Source organism: Aeromonas sp. DNP9 (genome assembly GCF_001728955.1).
In the GTDB taxonomy this organism is placed as follows: domain Bacteria; phylum Pseudomonadota; class Gammaproteobacteria; order Enterobacterales; family Aeromonadaceae; genus Aeromonas; species Aeromonas veronii.
The window spans coordinates 67,670-91,006 of sequence record NZ_LYSQ01000020.1 but is presented as its reverse complement, the minus strand read 5'-3'; the positions used below and the strand labels follow the sequence as shown (position 1 = coordinate 91,006).

Here is a 23,337-nt window from a genome sequence, read left to right as displayed (position 1 = left end):
CTTTAATTTTGCTCTGGAGCGAAACGTTTTTCTGCAAATTGTGACGAAACGGTAAAAATCAAAATTTAATCTCGCCTGAGTCGGCTTATGGCTGTTTTTATCACTGCATTTATCTTAGTGTCTGGAGTCAGTTTTACGGGAGGGGATTAGTTTTTTTTGAGCGGCACGCTCGCCTGCTTGTCATATAATCCGCTCCGTTCAAGGAATCCCTCTTGCCTGGCAAGGGCAGGAGCGAGCACACACTTTTGGATCCGGTCGCTTTTTGCTGCACGCAGTGCAGTCAGAGCGGTGACGCGGGTCGCAAGGGTGGTCGCCAAAGCGAAAAGGCTTTTTGCTAAGGAAAGAATGCGATGATCCAGACTACTGTACTGCATCCCAAACACCTGGAAGCCGGCGCCAAGATGGTGGACTTCCACGGTTGGGAAATGCCCATCAACTATGGCTCCCAGCTGGAAGAGCACCACGCGGTGCGCAGCGATGCCGGTATGTTCGATGTCTCCCACATGACCATCGTCGATTTGACCGGCGAACGGGTCAAAGCCTTTCTGCAACACCTGCTGGCCAACGACGTGGCCAAACTCACTGCCCCCGGCAAGGCCCTCTACAGTGGCATGCTCAACCCGGAAGGCGGCGTGATCGATGACCTCATCACCTATTATCTTGGCGATACGTTTTACCGGCTGGTGGTCAACTCTGCCACCCGCGAGAAGGATGTGGCCTGGATCCGCCATCACGCCATCGATTTCGATATCACAGTGACCGAGCGTCCCGAGCTTGCGATGATTGCGGTGCAGGGCCCCAACGCCAAGGTCAAGGCCGCAGCCGTGCTGAGCGCCGCTCAGCGTACCGCCGTGGTGGGGATGAAACCCTTCTTCGGCGTGCAGGCTGGCGATCTCTTTATCGCCACTACCGGCTACACCGGCGAAGATGGTTATGAAATCGTAGTGCCGCAAGAGAAAGCCTGCGAGCTGTGGCAGGCACTGCTGGATAACGGCGTGGCCCCCTGCGGCCTCGGTGCCCGCGATACCCTGCGCCTCGAGGCGGGGATGAACCTCTACGGTCAGGATATGGATGAGTCAGTCTCTCCGCTGGCCGCCAACATGGCCTGGACCATCGCCTGGGAGCCGAGCGATCGCAACTTCATCGGCCGCGACGTGCTGGAAGCACAGAAAGTGGCGGGCAATCAGCCCAAGCTGGTGGGTCTGGTGATGGAAGAGAAAGGGGTGCTGCGTGCCGGTATGCCGGTCACCTTCACCGCGGCAAACGGTGAGAAGCGGGAAGGTGTGATCACCTCCGGCTCTTTCTCCCCCACCCTGGGCTACAGTATTGCCCTGGCGCGGGTGCCCCGCGATATCGGTGAGCTGGCCGAGGTGGAGATCCGCAAGAAGCTGGTCACCGTGAAGGTCACCAAGCCCGCTTTCGTCCGTAACGGCCAGAAGCTGGTTTAACATCGTCTTGGGGGAGGGCAGTGCCTCCCCCCATCCCTTTTCATATTCGTTTTTAAACGCGACTCAAAGATCAAAGGAAGCACAAATGAGCCATATCCCGAGCGAACTGAAATATGCCACTTCCCACGAGTGGATCCGTGTTGAAGCCAACGGCGAGGCCGTGGTCGGTATCACCGAACACGCCCAGGAGCTGCTGGGTGACATGGTGTTTGTCGAGCTGCCGGAAGTGGGCAAGCAGGTCAGTGCCGGTGACGACTGCGCCGTGGCCGAGTCGGTCAAGGCGGCCTCCGACATCTACAGCCCGGTGAGCGGCGAGATCATCGCCGTCAACGAAGAGCTGGAAGGGAGCCCCGAGCTGGTCAACTCCGACCCCTACAGCGCAGGCTGGCTGTTCCGCATCAAGCTTGATGACGAGAGCGAGCTGGCCAACCTGCTGGATGCCGAAGGCTACCAGAACGTGGTGGACGAAGAGTAATGCCCCCGGGCCCTGCCAACACAGCAGGGCCCCTTTGTATGACCGCCAGCCGGACAAGCACCGGCCGGTGGAAGGGTGAAGTCGCCCGCGCCTGCCGTTTGCTTGCCTGCTTTTGCCAGGGCAAACGGGCCGGTTCGCAACAAGGCGATCCCCTCTTGATGCTGCCGCAGAATCCGGTGCCGCACCCTGTCTGCGGGACCCAGAACATGAGTGGAGTCGGTATCAGCCGACCATCAGGAACATCAGGTCTTGGTTATCAGGATGTCATGCCAGGACTTATTTATCAGGAAATAGGGAAATGACCCAGTCACTGTTTGAACTCGAGCAAAAAACCGATTTTGTCCGCCGCCATATCGGCCCGGGCGAGGAAGAGCTGCGCCAGCTGCTGGCGACCGTCGGGGCCGAAAGCCTGGACGATCTGATTGCCCAGACCGTGCCCGCCGCCATTCGCCTGCCGGGCCCGCTCGGCATCGGTGCCGGCATGACCGAAGTGGAGGCGCTGGCCAAGCTCAAGGGCTATGCCGCTCAGAACAAGATTGCCAAGAGCTACATCGGCATGGGTTATCACGATACCCATGTGCCCCACGTCATTTTGCGCAACGTGCTGGAAAACCCGGGCTGGTATACCGCCTACACCCCGTACCAGCCCGAGCTGGCGCAGGGCCGTCTCGAAGCCCTGCTCAATTTCCAGCAGCTGACGCTGGATCTCACCGGCATGGATTTGGCGAGTGCCTCCCTGCTGGATGAAGCGACTGCCGCTGCCGAGGCGATGGCGCTGGCCAAGCGGATGGCCAAGTCCAAATCCAACCTCTTCTTCGTGGCCGATGATGTGCACCCGCAGGTGATCGACGTGGTCAAGGAGCGTGCGGTTCACTTCGGGTTCGACGTGGCGGTCGGCGCCGCGAGCGATGCAGTGAGCGAAGAGGTGTTCGGTGCCCTGTTCCAGTACCCCACCACCACAGGTGAGGTGAAAGATCTGCGTGCCCTGATTGCCGCGGTACAGGCCCAGAAAGGGCTGGCCTGCGTCAGCGCCGACTTGCTCTCCCTGCTGCTGCTCAAGTCCCCGGGCGAGCTGGGGGCCGACGTGGTGTTGGGCTCCGCCCAGCGCTTTGGTGTGCCCATGGGCTACGGTGGCCCGCACGCCGCCTTCTTCGCCACCCGCGATGCCTACAAGCGCTCCATGCCGGGTCGCATTATCGGTGTCTCCAAGGATGCCCGCGGCAAGGCAGCGCTGCGTATGGTGATGCAGACCCGCGAGCAGCATATCCGCCGTGAGAAGGCCAACTCCAACATCTGTACCGCACAAGTGCTGCTGGCCAACATGGCAAGCTTCTACGCCGTCTACCACGGCCCGGTGGGACTGAAAACCATCGCCTCCCGCGTGCACCGTCTCACTACCATTCTGGCGCTTGGCCTCAAGGCCAAGGGCGTTGCCCTCAAGCATGCCAGCTGGTTCGATACCCTGACCGTGCAGACTGCCGACAAAGCGGCGCTGATTGCCAAAGCCGAGGGGCTGGGCATCAACCTGCGCGCCGATCTGGATGGCGCGGTAGGGGTGTCCCTCTCTGAAACCACCACCCGTGGCGATGTGGCCGAGCTGTTTGAGCTCTTCCTCGGTCAAGGTCACGGGCTTGATATCGAGGCTCTCGACAAGGCGGCCCAGGCCCATCACGCCATCCCGCAGGATCTGCTGCGCACCGATGCCGTGCTGACCCACGAGGTGTTCAACAAGTACCACTCCGAAACCGAGATGCTGCGTTATATCCACCGTCTCGAAGCGAAAGATCTGGCGCTCAACTACGCCATGATCTCCTTGGGCTCCTGCACCATGAAGCTCAACGCCACTGCCGAGATGATCCCGGTGACCTGGCCCGAGTTTGGCAAGTTGCACCCGTTCGCTCCGCTGGCGCAGGCCAAGGGCTATCAGCTGTTGCTGGCCGACCTCGAAAACTGGCTGGTGAAGGTGACCGGTTACGATGCGGTCTGCATGCAGCCCAACTCAGGTGCCCAGGGCGAGTACGCTGGTCTCTTGGCCATCAAGAAGTACCATGAGTCCCGCGGTGAGGGGCATCGCGACATCTGCCTCATTCCGGCCTCTGCCCACGGCACCAACCCGGCCTCTGCCCAGATGGCGGGGCTGAAGGTGATCGTCACCGCCTGTGACAAGTCCGGCAACGTGGATCTCGATGACCTGCGCGCCAAGGCCGCCGAGGCGGGCGATCAGCTCTCCTGTCTGATGGTGACTTACCCCTCCACCCACGGGGTGTATGAGGAGACCATCAAGGAGGTGTGCGACATCGTTCACCAGCACGGTGGCCAGGTCTATCTGGACGGCGCCAATATGAACGCGCAAGTCGGGCTGACGGCGCCGGGCTTTATCGGGGCAGACGTTTCTCACCTCAACCTGCACAAGACCTTCGCCATTCCTCACGGCGGTGGCGGCCCGGGCATGGGCCCCATCGGCGTGAAGAAACATCTGACACCGTTCGTGGCCGGTCACGCCGTGGTCAAGACCGACAAGGAGAGCCGTGACAACGGCGCCGTGTCGGCGGCACCGTTCGGCTCAGCCAGCATCCTGCCCATCAGCTGGATGTACATCGCCATGCTGGGTGACGAGGGGCTGAAGAGATCCACTCAGGTGGCTATCCTCAACGCCAACTATCTGGCCAAGAAGCTGGGTGAATCCTTCCCGGTGCTCTATTCCGGCCGCAACGGTCGGGTGGCCCACGAGTGCATTCTGGATATTCGCCCGCTCAAGGAGGCTTCCGGCATCAGCGAGATGGACGTGGCCAAGCGGCTGATGGACTACGGCTTCCACGCGCCGACCATGAGCTTCCCGGTGGCGGGTACCCTGATGGTCGAACCGACCGAGTCGGAATCCAAGCGCGAGCTGGATCGCTTCGTCGAAGCGATGACCTCCATCCGCGCCGAGATTGCCAAGGTGCAGGAGGGGCAGTGGAGCCTCGCCGATAACCCGCTGGTCCATGCGCCGCACACTCAGGACGATGTGATGGATGCAGAGTGGTCCCGCGGCTACAGCCGTGCCGAGGCGGTCTTCCCGTCCGACGCCGTGCGTGCCAGCAAACTGTGGCCCTCGGTCAACCGCATCGACGACGTCTACGGCGATCGCAACCTGTTCTGCTCCTGCATTCCGACCGAGGATTACGCCAAGTAAGTGGCGTTTAGGTGCAACAGTTAAGCCGTATAAACAACAGGGCCACCCAGACGGGTGGCCCTTCGTTTACATGGACTTTATCTGCATGCTGCTATCCGAATGTCCGGCTTAAGTCCTTGAGCTGGCTCGCTTTGCTCTGCAAATTGGCACTGGTTTCACTCACCTGATCGATTTTGAGACTGTTATCGTGAGAGAGCGAGGATATCTGGTTGATATTGCGACTGATCTCCTCGATGACCGCTTGTTGCTCGGTGGCCGCGGCGGTGATCTGGTTGGAAAAATCAGAGACCTTGTCTATCTCGACCACAACCTGATTCAGGTTGCCGGTGCTTGCCCGGGTGGTGGCGAGGCAGGCGTTGGTTCTGGTCACATTGAGATGCATCATCTCTTTCCATCCCCCAAGGGTTTGCTGGATATGGCCAATGCTGTTCTGGATCTGCTCTGTCGCCTTGTGGGTTCTGGTCGACAGGCTGCGAACCTCGTCCGCCACCACCGCAAAGCCGCGCCCCTGATCGCCTGCCCGTGCGGCTTCGATGGAGGCATTGAGCGCCAGCAGGTTGGTTTGATCCGCAATCCCGCGAATTTCGCTCATGATGGTGCCAATCCGCTCGGATTCGCTCGCCAGCTCGACAGCTGACTGAAAGGCTTGCTCCGCCTGGGTGGCCAGTGCCGACATCTCTTCTCCCGCTTCCGAAAGCTGGGTGCTGGTGGTGATGCAGTGGCTACGAGCCTCTTCGATCTGGCTGTTGCTGTCTTGAATATTGCGGTTGATCTCCTCGGCGGCCGAGGCCATCTGGGTGACGGCGGTGGCAATCTGCTGGATCTGCGTGTCTTGCGAAGAGATATCCTGGCTGGCCAGCGAGGCGGAGCCGCGCAGGTCATTGGCCATGGCATTGAGCGAAGCCGTGGTGTCATCCACCCGGCCGAGTACGGTACGGATCTTCGCTTGCCCGAGCTTGATATGGAAATCGGCGATGCTGTGGGGCGCATCCCCCGAGAAGATAAGGCGGCTGATGCTGTCGTAATCCTGCTCGAGCTGCTGCAAGAATCGTGGTGTGAGGAAGAGTGGGTGGCGATTGAACCAGATGGCGGCCAAGAGAGGAATGATGACCCAGAGCGCCTGCAGCGGTGATAGCAGCCAGAGCGCGCTGAGCACGCTGACGAGCAGCAGGGGGATGGTCATCATGGCCGGTGTGAGTTGACGCAGGCCCATGTGAATGGCAGAGCCGGTTTCACGGGCTTTAAGGGTTTTGTACATCTGGCTGGCACGCGCTTTGTGCTCTGCGGCGGGACGGCAGCGGACGGATTGGTAACCCACCATCTTGCCATCTTCATAAATCGGGGTGACATAGGCATCAACCCAATAGTAGCGACCATCTTTGCAGCGGTTTTTTACCATGCCTCGCCATGGTTTACCCGCCTGCAGGTGGGCCCAGAGATCGGCAAACGCTGCCTTGGGCATGTCGGGGTGGCGCACCAGATTGTGATGCTGCCCCAACATCTCTTCCAGGCGATAGCCTGCCACCTGACAAAACGCCGGATTGGCGTAGGTGATGTCCCCTTTGAGGTCGGTCGTCGATACCAACTGGATATCGTCGGCAAATTCAACCTCGGTATCTGTGGTGTGAAGCGAGCTGGTTACCATGATCAAACTCCGGTTTCGGCGTAACGGAATACTTCGTCTGAGTATGGCAGAGGATGTTCATTTATTGTGTTGTTGCATATTAACTCTTGTGCTACTGCGTGGGGACGGGATGGGTCTCACAATTTTACAGCACAGTTCGGCGAGGGGAGGCAGGCCAAGTCACATGGCCCGGAGAGCAGCAAAAACCTCATTCTTTTGGCTGTCTCAAACTGATTGCCGTACGGAATAGACAAACGCCGATCAGTTGATCGGCGTTTTGCATTGATCTTCTCAGCTGCGGGTATTAACCCAGATTGGCTGCAACCTTGCTTTGGGCTTGTCCTTTGCGCTTGATGACAAAGCCAATGCCCAGTACCACCAGCCAGGCGGGGATAAGTTCGACCGAGATGCGAAAATCCGGGGTCATATACATGATCACCAGAATACCGGCCATGAACGCGAGGCAGAGGTAGTTGCCGAAGGGATACCAGAACGCCTTGAACTTGGGCTGGACGCCTTCTGCGACCTTGGCCTTGCGGAACTTGAGGTGCGCGAGGCTGATCATCGCCCAGTTGATCACCAGTGCGGAGACCACCAGCGCCATCAGCAGGCCGAACGCCTTGCCCGGCATCAGGTAGTTGATCAGCACGCAGAGCAGGGTGGCGATGGCCGAGACCGAGAGGGCAACCAGTGGCACGCCGCTCTTGTTGGTCTTGAGCAGGGCTTTCGGGCCGTTGCCCTGTTTGGCCAGACCGAACAGCATCCGGCTGTTGCAGTAGACGCAGCTGTTGTAGACCGACAGTGCCGCCGTCAGCACCACGATGTTGAGTACGGTGGCGACCAGATTGCTGTCCAGAGCGTGGAAAATCATCACGAACGGGCTGCCGCCTTCCACCACTTTACCCCAAGGGTAGAGGGACATCAGGATAGCCAGAGCACCGATGTAGAAGATGAGGATGCGGTAGATCACCTGATTGGTGGCCTTGGGAATGCTCTTCTCGGGGTTGTCCGCTTCGGCGGCGGTAATGCCCACCAGCTCCAGACCGCCGAAGGAGAACATGATCACCGCCATCGCCATCACCAGACCGCTGATGCCGTTGGGGAAGAAACCGCCCTGAGCCCACAGGTTGGTGACGCTCGCCTCGGGTCCGCCGGCACCGGAGATGAGCAGATAGCCGCCAAAGCCAATCATGCCGATGATGGCGACCACCTTGATGATGGCGAACCAGAACTCCATTTCGCCAAACGCTTTGACGTTGGAGAGGTTGATGGCGTTGATCAGCACGAAGAAGAAGGCGGCCGACATCCAGGTCGGGATCTCGGGCCACCAGTACTGGACATAGATGCCCACCGCGGTCAGCTCGGCCATGCTCACCAGCACGTAGAGCACCCAGTAGTTCCAGCCGGACGCGAAACCGGCAAACTCACCCCAGTATTTGTAGGCAAAGTGGCTGAAGGAGCCGGCTACCGGCTCTTCCACCACCATTTCACCGAGCTGGCGCATGATCAGGAAGGCGATAAAGCCGCCGATGGCATAACCCAGCAGGACTGAGGGGCCTGCCATCTTGATGGTTTGGGCAATGCCCAGAAAGAGGCCGGTGCCGATGGCGCCGCCCAAAGCAATCAACTGAATGTGGCGGTTTTTAAGGCCGCGTTTCAGCTCCTCACCGTCTTGTTTCAAATCCATGGGTCTGTCCTTACGTCTCTGTTGTCTCTGGTCGGTGTTGGGCTCATCCTGAGCAGGCCGCAGTGCGTAGCCAAAACCTGACGAAAGCTGTATTTATTTCGTTACGCCATGCCATTTTCAATTTTTAGTGTTGGCTGGCAACCGAAGCAGAATAGTGATAATCCGCCATGAATGCACCTGTTTTCCATCTCTAATGGCCGTATTTTGTACCAAAGGCAGCTTTTTCATGATTTGAAGAGGCTTCTTGGTAGTTTCTGGTTGATGTTTGTGCAATCGAATTCTGTTTTGTTGACATTTTGTCTTGTTAGTGTGCTTTTGTGGTGCCAAGCCACAAATGGATGCAAATGATGCCAAACAAGCAAGAGTACAGGGAAGAGTGCAGGGAGTTGGAGTACAGAGAGCGCGAAAGCGTTCTGCAACAAGGGGTTGCCCGGGGTGTGCTGGTGGCGCTCTGGTTAGGGATTGCTGCCAGTCCGCTGTTGTTGCTGGTGGCCGCCACCATGCTGCTGGGCTGGCTCTCGCTCGGTGATCAGGAGTTGCTGCACTACTGGCAGCTGCTGTTGCTGGTGGGTGGGGTAACGGGGGCGCTCGTTGGCGGCTGGTTGGCGGAGCGGGTTCGCCTGCGCCACGGTTTGCTGGCCTTCTATGCCCGGTTGATGAACAACCCTGAGCTCAATCGTTAGTGAACGCTGGCTGTTTGCCGAGCGCAGCAGAACGGAATCGAATAGCGGCTAACTGGCAGCGGGTGACAAGGGCACAACGCCAAGGTCGACAAGAAGAGGGATAAGCATTTGTGGTGCTTATCCCTTTTTTATCCACGCTTTTCACTGTCATCGATGTGAATTGCAGTTCGCCACAGCTGACTTTCGCCGCGACACTGTAATTTTTATCTTTTGTTGATGCCGATAGCTGTCAAGCTGGCTTAACAGAGCTGGCGGCGCAGACCGGTCGCCTCGAGGACCTTGGCGCTGATCTCCTCCACCGAGTGGGAGCTGGTATCGAGGAAGCGGATCGCCTCCTGGCGAAACAGTCGCTCCACGCAGGCCAGCTCCTGCTCGCACTGTTCGATGGAGGAGTAGCGGCTGTTGGCACGGCGCTGGTTACGGATCTCGTGCAGCCGCTGCGGCGCTATGGTGAGGCCAAACAGCTTGTGACGGTTGGCCTTGAGGGGGGCGGGCAGCTCCAGCATCCCCATGTCCTGCTCGATAAAGGGGTAGTTGGCGGCGCGAATGCCGAACTGCAGCGCCAGATAGAGGCTGGTGGGGGTCTTGCCGCAGCGGGAGACCCCGATCAGGATGATGTCCGCCTCATCGTACTCCTTGGTGGTGATACCATCGTCGTTGGCCAGCGCAAAGTTGACCGCCTCGATGCGATCGTCATAGAGCTTGCGGTTCTCCATACCGTGGGTGCGGTGGAGGCGGGGCTCGGCTTTTACCCCCAGCTCCTGCTCCAGCGGGCTGACGAAGGTATTGAGAAAGTCGTGGCCGCACGCTTCCGATTTCAGTACCTCTTCCCGTACCAGCGGGTCGACGATGGTGTGAAACAGGATGGGGCGTACCCCGGTCTGGCGGAACTGCTCGTCGATCCGCATCCGTACCTGACGGGCTTTCTCCAGTGTCTCCACAAAGGGGATAGTGATCTGCTCGAAGGCCAGCGGAAACTGGCTCAATACCGCGTGACCGAACACTTCGGCGGTGATGGCGGTTCCGTCTGAAACATAAAATACGGCGTGCACGTAGGGCTCCTGTGATACCGCGGGTGGGGTCGCATGGGGTAAGGGGGGAGAAGTATCTCCCGAAACCATACCAGTTTTGTCAACCGGTCTGCTGTGCCCAAGTTGTGAAGTGGCTTGCAAACCTGAATCGTTATCTTTTTGTGTCGCCATTGTAGAATGTTCCGGTCATTCGACCATCCCCACCTCTTGCTCGGGGATTTTTTTGAAAACCAGTAGAAAACGTTTTCATGGTCGTTGGCAACAAAAGAAACAGACAATAACGCACCTGACTTACCCATAACCTCATCGATTAAATCGGGCGCACGAGGTGCTATGGCATCGGTGCCCACCAACCTGGAGACATCCAAGTGCAACAGTACGTGCTCTGGTACGAACAACTCGGAATGCAGGACGTAGAACGAGTTGGCGGCAAGAACGCATCCCTTGGCGAGATGATCAGCAACCTCTCTGGCGCCGGCGTATCCGTGCCGGGGGGCTTTGCCACCACCGCCTTTGCGTTTAACGAGTTTCTGGAGTCAAGCGGCCTCAACGGCAAGATCCACCATCTGCTCGACAATCTGGACGTGGACGATATCGCCGCCCTCAACCGGGCCGGTCAGCAGATCCGCGACTGGGTGATCGAAGCCCCGTTCCAGCCCGAGCTGGAGCAGGCGATCCGGGTTGCCTATGAAAAGTTGAGTGCCGGTGTCGAGGCCTCGTTTGCGGTGCGTTCCTCCGCCACCGCCGAGGATATGCCGGACGCCTCCTTTGCCGGTCAGCAGGAGACCTTCCTCAACGTACGTGGCATCGATGCCGTCATGACGGCGGTCAAGCATGTGTTTGCTTCCCTGTTCAACGATCGCGCCATCTCCTATCGGGTGCATCAGGGCTATGACCACAAGGGGGTTGCCCTCTCGGCCGGGGTGCAGCGGATGGTGCGTTCCGATCTCGCCGCCTCCGGCGTCATGTTTACTCTGGATACCGAGTCCGGCTTCAACGACGTGGTCTTTATCACCGGGGCCCATGGTCTGGGCGAGATGGTAGTGCAGGGCGCGGTCAACCCGGATGAATTCTATGTGCACAAGCCGACCCTCAAGGGGGGCCGCCCGGCGGTGGTACGCAAGACCCTCGGCTCCAAGCTTATCAAGATGACCTACTCGGGCGATGCCGGTCACGGCCGTCAGGTGAAGATTGTCGACAACAATGAGGCGGAGCGCAGCCGCTTTTGTATTACCGATGCCGAGGTGATGGCGCTGGCGAAACAGGCCCTCATCATCGAGCAGCATTATGGCCGACCGATGGACATCGAGTGGGCCAAGGACGGGCAGGATGGCAAGCTCTACATAGTGCAGGCGCGCCCGGAAACCGTGCGCAGCCGCCAGGAGGCCAATACCCTCGAGCGTTTTGCCCTCAAGCAAGCGGGCAAGGTGCTGATCGAGGGGCGGGCTATCGGTCACAAGATTGGCGCGGGCCCGGCGCGGGTCATCTCCTCCATCAGCCAGATGGACGAAGTGCAGCCCGGCGATGTGCTGGTCACCGACATGACAGACCCGGACTGGGAGCCCATCATGAAGCGGGCCTCCGCCATCGTCACCAACCGGGGTGGCCGTACCTGTCACGCCGCCATTATCGCCCGCGAGCTGGGCATTCCGGCAGTGGTGGGCTGTGGCAACGCTACCGATCATATTCAGCCGGGCCAGCGGATCACCGTCTCCTGCGCGGAAGGGGATACCGGTTTTATCTATGACGGCGAGCTGGACTTCGACGTGGCGGTGACCGAGGTGGGCAATATGCCGCGCCTGCCCATCAAGATCATGATGAACGTCGGCAACCCGGACCGCGCTTTCGACTTTGCCCAGTTGCCCAATGCCGGGGTAGGGCTGGCACGCCTTGAATTCATCATCAACCGGATGATCGGGGTGCACCCCAAGGCCTTGCTGGAGTTTGACCAGCAAACCCCAGAGCTGCAGGTCACCATCGGCAAGATGATCGCCGGTTACGACAGCCCGCGGGAGTTCTACGTGGCCAAGCTGACCGAGGGGATCGCCACTCTGGGCGCTGCATTCTGGCCGGAGCGGGTGATCGTGCGGATGTCGGACTTCAAGTCCAACGAGTACGCCAATCTGGTGGGCGGTCGTGGCTACGAGCCCCACGAGGAGAACCCGATGATCGGTTTTCGTGGCGCATCCCGCTACATCGCCGATAGCTTCCGCCCCTGCTTTGCCCTCGAGTGCGAGGCGATCAAGCGAGTGCGCGATGTGATGGGGTTGACCAACGTCGAGGTGATGATCCCCTTCGTGCGCACTGTGGGCGAGGCGGAGCAGGTGATCGACATCCTGGCTGAGAACGGTCTGCGCCGCGGCGAGCGGGGGCTCAAGGTGATCATGATGTGTGAGATCCCGAGCAACGCCCTCTTGGCAGACAAGTTCCTCGAGCACGTGGATGGCTTCTCCATCGGCTCCAATGACATGACCCAGCTCACCCTTGGGTTGGATCGGGACTCGGGGCTGATTGCCCATCTGTTCGACGAGCGCAACGAGGCGGTCAAGGCGCTGCTGGCGATGGCGATCCAGGCTGCGCGCAAGGCGGGCAAGTACGTGGGGATCTGCGGTCAGGGGCCATCCGATCACCCTGACTTTGCCGCCTGGCTGGTGGAGCAGGGGATCGATTCGGTGTCTCTCAACCCCGATACCGTGGTCGATACCTGGCTCTATCTGGCGGAGCAGCATGGTGCCAAGTAAGTCACTGTCAAAATGAGCAGCAGAAAGGGGGCCATGATGGCCCCCTTTGTTATCTGTGTGTCGCGACCTATTTCGGCTGCTGTTCGGCCCCCGACAGCTCGATCTGCACATTCACCCCTTCGCTCTTGAGCTTGGTGGCGATGGCGTTGAGATCGGTGCCCGATTTGGCCTCCAGCAGGGCGATACCACCGCTGCTCTGCTTGAAGTTCAAGCCGTGGCGAGTCGCCAGCGCCTTGGCGCTGGCATCGTCAGCTTCCACCAGCAGGGTGCCGCTTACAGTCAGCTCGGGGCTGGCGGCCCCTTGCATCAACACGTCACCGCGGCGCAGGGTCTGTTGCGGGACCTTGCTGTCAAGGCTGCGGGCGACCCGCTTCTTACTGCCGTTGTCAGGAATGAGGTAGGTCTGGCCGTTCACCTCTATGGTGCTGTACTGCTTGCCATCCATGGTGACGGACTCCTGAGCGCAGAGCTGTCCCGAGAGGGGGGCCAGCAGGGTTGCCAGAAGCAAGGTAACAGGTTTGTTCATGGTAATACTCCTAGCGTGTTAGCTGCGGTTGGCATCGTGACCCAGGACCCGCAGGGACCATGAGATCAGTTTGCCCGGTTGACGGTTGTTGCGCTCGGTCAGGGTGGTGCGCTCACGGGTCTCGCGATTGAGCAGAGAGACCTGACGGGTACCGTTGGCAACGTCGGTCACTTCCAGTCGCCATGTGCCTTGCGCCGATTCGCCGTAGAACTTGTTGGATAGCATCCGCATGTCGCGCAATCCCTTGGTTCGCACAAAGCCCAGCTGCTGCTGGTCGAGAGATTGGCCGACCAGGCTGTTGAAGGGGCTCAGCAGGATGCTGCGGGTGCCGGCGGGGGAGACCAGTTCGATCAGCAGATCGGGCAGACGCTGGTGATCCAGGCTCACCATCACCTGAACCGCTTCCACCGTCAATGGTGTCGCGATGCGGGTGCTGGAACGGGTCGGGCTGTTGCCCACATCCGCAATGGCGGCGGCACTGCCGCTGACATTGATCTTCTGCCAGGGCAGTTGCACCAGCGGGGGCAGGGGCTGGTGATTGGCTGCCAGCTCAAGGGCCTTGTTGACGTCGATCAGACCAAAACCGTAAGTCGGGCTGAACCACATGCCAGCGGCATTGCGCTCCCACCCTTCCAGCCCTTTCACATCGCGCACCTTGCCGGTGCTGCTGGTGTAGCTGACCATCACAGGTTTCTGTGTGGCATCGACCCGGGTTGCGCTGCGCGCCAGCAGATCCCGCAGGTCACGTACCGACAGATCCGGGTAGGCGGACATCAGCAGCGCCATGGCGCCGGAGGTGCTGGGGGTGGCGGAGGAGGTGCCGTTCATCACACCGTTGTAGTCGCAGCTGGCATCCAGTTGCGGGTTGCCGTGCAGCCGGTTGGTGCTGGGATCGTCGGTGCGGTTGTAACCCATGTCGCAGCCGGGCAGATCCGTGGTCACCATCGCCGGAGCGTCGGTACCGTACTCGCCACCGGTCGCGCTCAGGAAGATGTTGCTGCCGACGCTGGAGTAGGAGGATCTGACTCCATCGGCGTTGAGAGCACTTACCACCAGGTTCCAGAAGTTGCTGTTGGAGGGATCGAGATTGCTGTTTTCAAACGGCAATTTGGGGCCATTGCCGGTGCGGTTAAGCACATAGCCGCCCGCCGCTATCTTGTTGAAGCCGTTGCCGGCGGCCTTGATATAGGCCGCGCCCTGCGCCTTGAGGGTCTGCTGTTCAAACAGGCGATCAAGCTGGGATTGATCCAGAGAGTTGGCAGAGCGGGGATCCACCACACTCATGCCGTAGCTCTGGTTGAACACCCGGTTGTCGCGACTGGCATCGCTGTCGCCAAGGGCGTAGAGCCAATCCTTCTGCAACTGCTGGCTGTTGTCATCCAGCAGGTTGAATCCCTGCAGCTGGGCTCGCGGGGCTATCCCCTTGGTCCCGATGGCGTTGTCTACCGCCGCTATGATGCCGGAGACCGAGGTGCCGTGGGCCGTATCCGGATCAGTCGGGGTCGGGTCATCGCTGCCGGTCACCACGTTTTTTGAGCCCGGACGGACGTTCTCCGCCAGATCCGGGTGGGCGATAGCCAAGCCATCATCCACCACGGCCACATTGACTCCCTGGCCCAGCACACCGGTGCGATGAGCCCACCAGAGGTTGAGATCATTGCCCGCTATACCGCCACGGGCGCTGAATCCATCCTGGCCGCTGTTGAGCAGATACCACTGCTGATCCTGCAGGGGATTGGCACCTGGCAGGCAGCGCTCGGTGCTGCTGCGTCCGATATCCATGCCGCTCTCCTTGCCGGTGAGTGGCGCACAACCTTCATTTGCCTGAACGAGCGCACTGGGCAGGGTCGACAGCAGTGCTGTGATCGCCAGTGCTAACGATGTTTGCTTCATTATTTTTTTAACTCCATCTTGGATCGCACTCATCCTGAGTGCGACGGAAATCTATACACGGGTGAAAGGGGTTCAAAAAGAGCCATTTTCAAAAAACGCAATGAGGTTCAAAGAAATCCGATGCAGTTTGTGGTAGGTATTCCAATGACACTGGTTATGTGTTCTATTGAGAATGGTTCTCACCGCTCGCTACTGATCTTTTTATCTGTAATTCACTCTCTCGTGACTCTTCTTCGCCGCAGCCATCTCGATTCGGGGCAATCCCGAGGGGAGCTCGTGCGCTCTTGAACGTGAGCGGCATGGTTGTGTGTGCCAATGTGATACAGCTATGCATTCGGGGGTGACAGCAAGGGTGATGAGGTGGAACCAGCGGTTTATTGCTTGGCGGCGGTGGATGGCTCTGTTATGGTAATTGAAATAGCCGTTTGGATGGCTAGATTGCTGCGGTTTGAGGGGCCTAATCTCTGAGAGACACCCCGCCGCAGTCCCATAGCTTGATGCGTACCTGACAGGGAGTCCCTATGCCGTTTCGTTCCTTCTTATCTTCTCCTTTGACTGCTTCCTTGCGCGCCACTGCTGGCGCCAGCACCTTTATTGCCGCGATAGCGGTCGGGAGCCTCTCTTTTTCCGCGGTTGCCGCCGATGCGTTTTTGCCGACCAAACAGGAGATTGTGATTGGTACCACGGTGGGGGATTTTGCCGACATGGTGACCGACTCCATCAAGCCGCAGCTGGAGGCCAAGGGGTATAAGGTCAAGCTGGTGGAGTTCACCGACTATGTGACTCCCAATATTGCTCTGGCTGACGGATCACTGGATGTGAACTGTTTCCAGCACAAACCTTATCTGGAGAGTTTTGCCAAAGATCGCGGCTTGTCGCTGGCGCCCATTACCCAGGTGCCAACCGGTCCGATGGGACTCTATTCCGGCAAGCTGGCAGCACTCGACAAGGTGAAAGAGGGGAGCACGGTGGCCATCCCCAACGATCCCACCAATCAGGCGCGGGCGCTGCTGATGCTGCAGGATCTTGGTTGGCTCACTCTCAAGGAGGGGATAAACCCGCTAAAAGCGAGCGAGTTTGATGTGGTGAATAATCCGCACAATCTCAAGCTGGTACTGCTGGAGGCGGCGCAGTTGCCCCGCTCGCGCGAGGATGTGGATTTCTCGGTGATCAACGGTAATTTTGCCGCCTCCAGCGGTATCCCGTTCAGTGAAGGACTGTTTCTGGAGCGCAGCTACGATTTCATCAACTGGGTGGTGGTGAAAAGCGCAGATGCGGATCAGCCGTTTGCCAAAGATGTGGCGGCAGCCTACAACTCGGCGGCTTTCAAGGCCTATGCAGCCAAGCGTTTCGTCGGCTACAAGTACCCGCAAGGGTGGGGTGGTTAACTGTCGTGAACGTGGCCCGGCTATACAACGAAAAACGCCCCGAATTCGGGGCGTTTTTTATGGTATCAAGCCATCAACGGGCGCTTCACTGGTTGCGATAGAAGCGGTTCAGCTCGTTCATCACCTGGATCATGGCGCCCATATCCGGGGTACCGTGCTTGATCGGGCGATAGCTGTTGCGCTCCAGCAGTTCGAAGTCACCCTGCTTGTTGAAGTGGGTGATGGTCTCCCCTTCATAGATGGCGAAGTCGTTCTGATCCCCGGCCAGCAGCCAGTTGCGCGGGCTGGTATCAAACAGCGAGCGGCCAACGCTGTAATCGCGCGCCGGATTGCGCACACCCAGCATCCCCTGCATCAGGGTCGGCGCCAGATCGAAATGGCTGCTTGGTTGTTCCCTAACGTCACTGCCGCGCCCCGGCCAGGCCAGTACCAGCGGTACCTGCACTTGATAGGGTGAGTAGTTACTGCCTGCGCCCCAGCTGTTGCTGCGGGTGTCGTTGAACTCCTGACCGTGGTTGGCGGTGATGACGACGATGGTGTTGCTGTCCATCCCCTGCGACTGCAATTTGGTCAGCATCTGCTCAAGCAACTGGTCGGTATAGAAGACCGAGTTCTTGTAGCGGTTCTCCAGTTTTTGCAAGTTCTCCGCCCGATAGGCGGTCGCCGGATTGAAGTTGGCAAGTTCCGGCTGGAATGGCCCCTTCATGGTGGCGGGCAATTGGTAATCGCCGGGGCTTGAGAGATAGACCAGCGAGAACCAGGGACGCTCGGGAGAGCGCTTCTCCAGCCATTGCTGCCAGTCGGTCAGCAGCTTGCCATCGTCAATCTGCTCGGAGACAAACACCTGTTTGCGCAAACCGGCGAGGATGCTCTTGCGATACTTCTGGGCATCTTCCATAGCGCCGAACAGCCCGAACTGGTAATCCTGGCGCAGCATCTCGTCGAACAGCACCGGCGGACGCTTGTCGCTGCTGATCTCTTTGTAGTAGTGGCCGGGCAACCCGTAGAAGAGGCTGAACATGCCCATCAGGTCGTCGTTGCCACCACTCAAGTGATTGCGGAACGTCAGATGCTGATCCGCATAGCGCTGCAGATTGGGCATGTTGATGTTGTTGAGCATGTCAAAACGCAATGAGTCGACCACCACAATCAGCAGATTGCTGTGAGTCAGGGGGGCGTTGACGTTGAGCGGGCGCAGCGGATAGTGCATCCGGCTGTCGCTGTTATCCCCCTGGGAAGCAGCCTGCTTCTCGTATTGATCCAGATCCAGCCAGCCATGTTTGGCCAGGAAGGAGCGGGCCGTCATGGGGTAGGAGAGGGGGAAGTTGGCTCTCTGCATGGTGATGGGTTGATAGAGGGTCGCATCCGCCCAGCTGTTGACCACGTGGGTCAGAATAAAGCAGATCAGCAGGGCCAGCCCCACCTGATTGCCGTACTGGCGGCGCTTGCGCTTGTTGATCTTGCGCCAGACATAGGCCGACAGCAGCAGTTGCAGCAGGAAGATGGTGGGCACGGCAACGAAGATGATGCTCCAGATTGAGCCCTCTTCGGTTTGCGCCTGATCCAGCAGCAACTGCCATACCTGACTGTTGAGGTGGAACTTGAACAGCCGGAATACCTGGGTGTCGATCAGCAGCAGCACCAGCGCCAGGGTGGCGATGATGGCGGAGATGAACCGCAACGACTTCTCCTTGGGCAGCACGAAGCTGAGCGGGAAGATCGTCAACAGGTAGGTGACAAAACTCAGAAACGAGAAGTGGCCAATCCAGCTTACAACGAGATAGATCACGCCAAGCGTGGTCGATGGCCAGCTGATGGCACCCAGATAACGGGTGGCGATGAGCATGGCCAGAATAATGTTGAAGAAGGAGAACCAATGCCCCCAGGTGATCAGGCGAGAGACATTATCACGATAGGGGTTACCGGTTTCGACCATAGTGATCCATCTGCGTTGAGAAACGTCAAATCAACAGAGTCGGGGACTCAGTGTGCGTCGTGGCGATTATCGACCGATGCGGTCAGGGCCTGGACAAACTTTTCAGTGATGGCCTGGCGCTGGGCCGGTGCCATACCGTTGATGATATTGGTGGTCAGATTGCCAAGCACCATAAGGCTGAGATCCACCGGCGCTTTATGCTTTTCCAGCGCGGTGATCAGGTCGTTCATCAGGGCGTCAAATTGCTCGTTATTGTACTTTGATACGATAGGCATAATCTTCAGTTCATCTCGGTTCAAAGCGCCTTATAATACTTCACCCTTTCGGCTAACACTATGGCTTTGTGACATGAGTCTCGATATCGACAAGATCATTCTTCACTCCTTGCGCCAGGGCGGCGATGGTCAACCCCACGCCGATACCCGCAGCCAGACCCTGCCCCCTGATGAGGCGGTACAGGGACTGGTGGCGGAACTGCATCGGATCTACAACGGCAAGGGCGGCAAGGGCTTTGGCTTCTTTGCTGACCCCGAGGCCGCCGTCGCCGAGCTGGCCGACGGCATCGATGCTCCCAAGCAGCCTTCACCCGCGTTTCGTATCGCCCTCGAACAGCTGCTCGACGAGCAGACCGAATTCGTTCCCTTCTCGGTCACCGTGACCCAGATGCTGGTCAAGCAGCTGGTGGAGCACGCCCTCGATGAGCAGGGGGTGCTGCTGTTTGCCAAATATAACTACGTCGGGGTCGATTATCTGCTGATTGCCCTGCTGGAGGGCAAGGAGAGCGTCACCGTCAGCGAAGCGCTGGAATTGCGCCATATTCAGTATCTGGATATCGGCAAACTCAATCTGGTGGCCCGTATTGATTTGACCGAATGGAAAACTCAGGCCGATTCGCGCCGCTATATCACCTTCAGCAAGGGACGCATTGGTCGCAAACTGGGCGACTTCTTTATGGATCTGCTCGGTGCCCGTGAAGGAATGGATGCCAAGATCCAGAATAAAGGGTTGCTGCAGGCGGTTGAAGATTATTGCGAGAGTCGCCAGCTCGAACCGGCAGAGCGCAATGACTATAAAAAGCAGGTTTTCAAATATTGCACCGAGCAGGCGAGTGCCGGTGAAGAGATCGAGATCAAGGAGCTGTCGGCAGAACTCTCCGCAAAAGATGCCGGCGAGGGTGACCTCGATTTTTACAGCTTTATCGGTCAGGAGTATGAGCTGGAAGAGCGCTTCCCGGCGGATCGATCTACCCTGCGCGGCCTGACCAAGTTTGTCGGCTCCGGCGGAGGGCTCACGTTGAGCTTCGAGCAGAAACTGTTGAACAGCCGCATTTTTTACGATCCCCAGACCGACACCCTGACCATCAAGGGTGTGCCGCCCAATCTCAAGGATCAGCTGCTGCGCCAGTCGTAGTCATGCTCCCGAGTGTGATCAACTCGTCATTTCTGGCAAAAAGAGACTCCGCCCCGGCGGGGTCTCTTTTTTTATTGCGCTCGGGCAGACCTCGAAACTGGCGCGGTACTTTGTTAACAAATCAAACAAAATAAACCACCTGAAAGGGTTTTCATTGAGGTGAAAACCCTTTCATTAATGAAATTTTATTTCATTTTGGTAATTATTATTCTGTGGTTGTCTGGAATTAAGCCGATAAATGGCCGTAATTCCCTGAAATAAGAAAATGTTTTCAAAACTTTCTGGAAGGAAATACGTAATTGCATTTCAAAAATGCGAGTTGCGTCATGTGAGCCGTTTGCCGCTTGGGATAATATTCATCTCGCACACAATGCTCTTACAGCGCGGAACTAATACAAGGAAAGGCTCATGAAAAAGAAATTGCTGTCATCCCTGATCGGTCTGGCCACTCTTGGCGTCGCTTGCTCTGCTACTGCTGCCATCGATGAAGGCCAGCTGACCATCTGGATCAACGGTGACAAGGGATACAACGGTCTGGCTGAAGTGGGTAAGAAGTTTGAAGCAGAAACCGGCATCAAGGTTACTGTGGCTCACCCGGATCAGGTTGAAGTGAAATTCCAGCAAGCCGCCGCCACTGGCAACGGCCCGGACATCTTCTTCTGGGCTCACGACCGTTACGGTGAGTGGGTCAAAGCCGGTTTGCTGGTTCCGGTAACGCCGAACGCTGCCACCAAAGGCAAATTTGAACAGCTGGCATGGGATGCCATGACTGTTGATGGCAAAACCTATGGCTACCCGGTTGCCATGGAAGCCGTCAGCCTGATTTATAACAAGGACCTGCTGCCCGAGCCGCCGAAAACCTTCGAAGAGATCGCCAAGATTGACGAGACTCTGAAGAAAAACGGCAAGCGCGCCATCATGTGGGCTTATGACACCCCGTACTTCAGCTATCCGCTGGTGGCTGCCAACGGTGGTTACGCCTTTAAGAAAACCGCTACCGGTTATGACGTCAAAGATACCGGCGTGAACAACGCAGGTGCCAAGATGGGCGTGGGCTACATCTCCGAGATGATCAAGTCCGGTCACCTGGAAAAAGGCATCGACTACGGTGTGATGGACGCCAAGTTCAACAAGGGCGAAGTGGCCATGATGATCAATGGTCCCTGGGCCTGGAGCAACCTGGACAAGAGCGGCATCAAGTACGGCGTAGCGCCGCTGCCGACCCTGAACGGCAAGCCGGCCAAAGCCTTCGTTGGCGTACTGGGTGCCACCATCAACGCCGCCAGCCCGAACAAGGATCTGGCTATCGAGTTCCTGGAAAACTACCTGCTGACCGATGCCGGTCTGGCGCCGGTTAACGCCGACAAGCCGCTGGGTGCCGTTGCGCTGAAATCCTTCCAGAAGACCCTGGAATCCGATCCGCACATCAAGGCCACCATGCTGAACGCCCAGGCTGGCGAGCCGATGCCATCCGTTCCCGAGATGAGCCGTTTCTGGTCTTCCTTCGAAACTGCCCTCAAGAACGTGACCTCCGGTCGTCAGGGTGTTGACGAAGCGCTGGATACCGCTGCCAAGCGTATCGTTCAGTAAGCACGCACTACCCGGGAGGCCGTCATGGCCTCCCACTCTCTCAAATCTCTCTTGGCGTTATAAAGGTTAATTGGCATGGAAGTAGTACCTTCTGTTGAGTCCTATGCCGGTCCGAAGGATAAGCACACCTGGCTTAAGTGGACCATAGCGGCCCTGGTTGCCATCCTCAACGGCTACGCAGCCGTGATGATGTACGCCAGTGGCGAGTGGGTATTCGCGCTGCTGGATCTGGTGGTGGTTTCCGTCGGTCTGTATGTCTTCATGAACAAGAAGACCTATGCCCATCGCTACATCTTTCCGGGTGTTGCGGGCATGGTTGTGTTTATCATCTTCCCTCTTGCCTACACCATTGGCATTGCCTTCACCAACTATTCGGGGTCCAACTTGCTCTCCGTGGAGCAGGCGCGGGACTACCACCTGAAGAAAACCTACAAGGTGGCGGGCGGTGAATTCGATTTTACTCTGCTGGGTGGCGACAACGGCCAGTTCCAGCTGCTGCTGACACAGGATGGTCAATCCTTTATCAGCCAACCTGTTTCCCTGATGACCAACAAGGCCCGTGAGCTGGCGTCCCGCGAGGGCCGTGTGCAGAACACCCAGCAAGTGGTCGAGCTGCAGCCCTTCACTGGCGAAGCGGCCAGCAAGGCCGCACCGATCCGCGCCATTGTTGAGCATCGTACTCACCTGAGTGACCTTGATTTGGTGCTGCCGGATGGCGGTACCCACCTGACCCTGAGCAGTCTGCGCAAGTTTGCCGCCCAGAAGCAGCACTACACGCGTCTGATGGATGGTGCCGTGCTCAAGTCCGGCGTGGTGATCAAAGACAGCAACCTGCTGCGTGATACCCAGAATGGCGAGCTGATGCTGCCCAATGGTGAGACCGGCTTCTATCAGTACATCGACGAACAGGGTCAGTTTGTCGGCAAGGGTATTGCTCCGGGCTTTGTGGTGAGCGTCGGTTGGAAGAACTTCGCGCGCATCGTCACCGATCCGGGCATCCAGTCACCCTTCCTGCAGATCTTCATCTGGACCGTGATCTTCTCAACCTGCTCCGTCGCTTTCACCTTGGCTATCGGTATGGTGCTGGCCTGTTTGGTGCAGTGGGAAGAGCTCAAGGGGCGCGGTTTCTATCGGGTCATGCTGATCCTGCCCTATGCGATTCCGGCGTTTATCTCCATCCTGGTGTTCAAGGGGTTGTTCAACCAGAACTTCGGTGAGATCAACATGTTCCTGGAAGCGGCGTTTGGCATCAAGCCGGACTGGTATACCAACCCCTTCCTGGCCAAGGTGATGATCCTGATTGTCAACACCTGGCTTGGCTACCCCTACATGATGATCCTCTGCATGGGTCTGCTCAAAGCCATTCCGGAAGATCTCTATGAAGCGTCCGCCATGGATGGTGCCGGTCCGGTGCAGAACTTCTTCAAGATCACCGTGCCGCTGCTGATGAAGCCGCTGACACCGCTGTTGATTGCCTCGTTCGCCTTCAACTTCAACAACTTCGTGCTTATCCAGTTGTTGACCAACGGTGCGCCCGACATCATCGGCGCCAGCACCCCGGCCGGTACCACCGACTTGCTGGTGAGTTATACCTACCGGATTGCGTTCCAGGGATCGGGTGGTCAGGACTACGGTCTGGCCAGTGCCATCGCCACAGCTATCTTCCTTATCGTAGGTGCGCTGGCGCTGCTCAACCTGAAATTGTCCAAAGCCGACAAGCAGCTGTAAGG

At 58.2% G+C, this 23,337-nt stretch carries 17 protein-coding genes; 9 read left to right on the top strand and 8 right to left on the bottom strand.

Annotated elements, in window-relative coordinates:
• Positions 1–146: 146 nt before the first annotated feature.
• Complete coding sequence (locus tag A9G06_RS22010; protein ID WP_115544863.1) at positions 147–374, bottom strand: hypothetical protein; 228 nt, start codon at positions 372–374, stop codon at positions 147–149.
• Here A9G06_RS22010 and gcvT point away from each other — a divergent pair.
• From gcvT to gcvP, 3 genes are all read left to right on the top strand, one after another.
• Positions 351–1,448, top strand: a complete 1,098-nt coding sequence (gene gcvT / locus A9G06_RS14775; protein ID WP_069555712.1) for a glycine cleavage system aminomethyltransferase GcvT — start codon at positions 351–353, stop codon at positions 1,446–1,448. The genes A9G06_RS22010 and gcvT overlap by 24 nt on opposite strands.
• A gap of 85 nt (positions 1,449–1,533) precedes the next feature.
• Positions 1,534–1,923, top strand: a complete 390-nt coding sequence (gcvH, locus tag A9G06_RS14770; protein WP_005333898.1) for a glycine cleavage system protein GcvH — start codon at positions 1,534–1,536, stop codon at positions 1,921–1,923.
• Between the two features lie 298 nt (positions 1,924–2,221).
• Entirely contained in the window at positions 2,222–5,098 is a 2,877-nt protein-coding gene (gene gcvP / locus A9G06_RS14765) for an aminomethyl-transferring glycine dehydrogenase (RefSeq protein WP_069555711.1), read from the top strand.
• Positions 5,099–5,189: 91 nt separating this feature from the next.
• On the opposite strand, the gene A9G06_RS14760 is transcribed toward gcvP, so the two are convergent.
• Both A9G06_RS14760 and A9G06_RS14755 read right to left on the bottom strand, forming a co-directional pair.
• Entirely contained in the window at positions 5,190–6,743 is a 1,554-nt protein-coding gene (locus A9G06_RS14760) for a PAS domain-containing methyl-accepting chemotaxis protein (protein ID WP_069555710.1), read from the bottom strand.
• A 283-nt stretch (positions 6,744–7,026) separates the two neighbouring features.
• Positions 7,027–8,409 (bottom strand): amino acid permease, encoded by a 1,383-nt coding sequence (locus A9G06_RS14755; protein WP_005333893.1) that lies wholly within the window; start codon positions 8,407–8,409, stop codon positions 7,027–7,029.
• 347 nt (positions 8,410–8,756) lie between these two features.
• Here A9G06_RS14755 and A9G06_RS14750 point away from each other — a divergent pair, with 347 nt between their 5' ends.
• Positions 8,757–9,092: a hypothetical protein gene (locus tag A9G06_RS14750; protein WP_083243801.1), complete on the top strand. Its 336-nt coding sequence runs from the start codon at positions 8,757–8,759 to the stop codon at positions 9,090–9,092.
• Between the two features lie 239 nt (positions 9,093–9,331).
• Here A9G06_RS14750 and A9G06_RS14745 read toward each other — a convergent pair whose 3' ends face one another.
• On the bottom strand, positions 9,332–10,144 hold the full coding sequence (locus A9G06_RS14745; RefSeq protein ID WP_069555709.1) for a pyruvate, water dikinase regulatory protein: 813 nt from the start codon (positions 10,142–10,144) through the stop codon (positions 9,332–9,334).
• A 347-nt stretch (positions 10,145–10,491) separates the two neighbouring features.
• Between A9G06_RS14745 and ppsA the strand changes: the two genes are divergently transcribed.
• Positions 10,492–12,864 (top strand): phosphoenolpyruvate synthase, encoded by a 2,373-nt coding sequence (gene ppsA / locus A9G06_RS14740; protein ID WP_069555708.1) that lies wholly within the window; start codon positions 10,492–10,494, stop codon positions 12,862–12,864.
• 67 nt (positions 12,865–12,931) lie between these two features.
• Here the strand turns inward: ppsA and A9G06_RS14735 are convergent, their stop codons facing one another.
• Positions 12,932–13,390: a hypothetical protein gene (locus tag A9G06_RS14735; RefSeq protein WP_042053127.1), complete on the bottom strand. Its 459-nt coding sequence runs from the start codon at positions 13,388–13,390 to the stop codon at positions 12,932–12,934.
• Between the two features lie 18 nt (positions 13,391–13,408).
• The gene (locus tag A9G06_RS14730; protein WP_069555707.1) at positions 13,409–15,283 is read right to left on the bottom strand and encodes a S8 family serine peptidase; all 1,875 of its coding nucleotides are present in this window, start codon (positions 15,281–15,283) and stop codon (positions 13,409–13,411) included.
• A gap of 521 nt (positions 15,284–15,804) precedes the next feature.
• On the opposite strand from A9G06_RS14730, the gene A9G06_RS14725 reads away from it, so the two are divergent.
• Entirely contained in the window at positions 15,805–16,671 is an 867-nt protein-coding gene (locus tag A9G06_RS14725; protein WP_253182335.1) for a MetQ/NlpA family ABC transporter substrate-binding protein, read from the top strand.
• Between the two features lie 85 nt (positions 16,672–16,756).
• Here the strand turns inward: A9G06_RS14725 and A9G06_RS14720 are convergent, their stop codons facing one another.
• On the bottom strand, positions 16,757–18,607 hold the full coding sequence (locus A9G06_RS14720) for a DUF3413 domain-containing protein (protein ID WP_069555706.1): 1,851 nt from the start codon (positions 18,605–18,607) through the stop codon (positions 16,757–16,759).
• A gap of 47 nt (positions 18,608–18,654) precedes the next feature.
• Positions 18,655–18,882: a YejL family protein gene (locus tag A9G06_RS14715; protein WP_005333874.1), complete on the bottom strand. Its 228-nt coding sequence runs from the start codon at positions 18,880–18,882 to the stop codon at positions 18,655–18,657.
• A 73-nt stretch (positions 18,883–18,955) separates the two neighbouring features.
• On the opposite strand from A9G06_RS14715, the gene yejK reads away from it, so the two are divergent.
• The 3 genes from yejK (at position 18,956) to malF (ending at position 23,335) form a co-directional block, all read left to right on the top strand.
• A complete protein-coding gene (yejK, locus tag A9G06_RS14710) occupies positions 18,956–20,017 on the top strand; it encodes a nucleoid-associated protein YejK (protein WP_069555705.1) in 1,062 nt (353 codons plus the stop codon).
• Between the two features lie 408 nt (positions 20,018–20,425).
• The gene (malE, locus tag A9G06_RS14705; protein WP_005333871.1) at positions 20,426–21,607 is read left to right on the top strand and encodes a maltose/maltodextrin ABC transporter substrate-binding protein MalE; all 1,182 of its coding nucleotides are present in this window, start codon (positions 20,426–20,428) and stop codon (positions 21,605–21,607) included.
• Between the two features lie 75 nt (positions 21,608–21,682).
• Positions 21,683–23,335 carry a maltose ABC transporter permease MalF gene (gene malF, locus A9G06_RS14700; protein ID WP_069555704.1) on the top strand — a complete coding sequence of 551 codons (1,653 nt, stop codon included), beginning with the start codon at positions 21,683–21,685 and terminating at the stop codon, positions 23,333–23,335.
• The last annotated feature ends 2 nt before the right edge of the window (positions 23,336–23,337 follow it).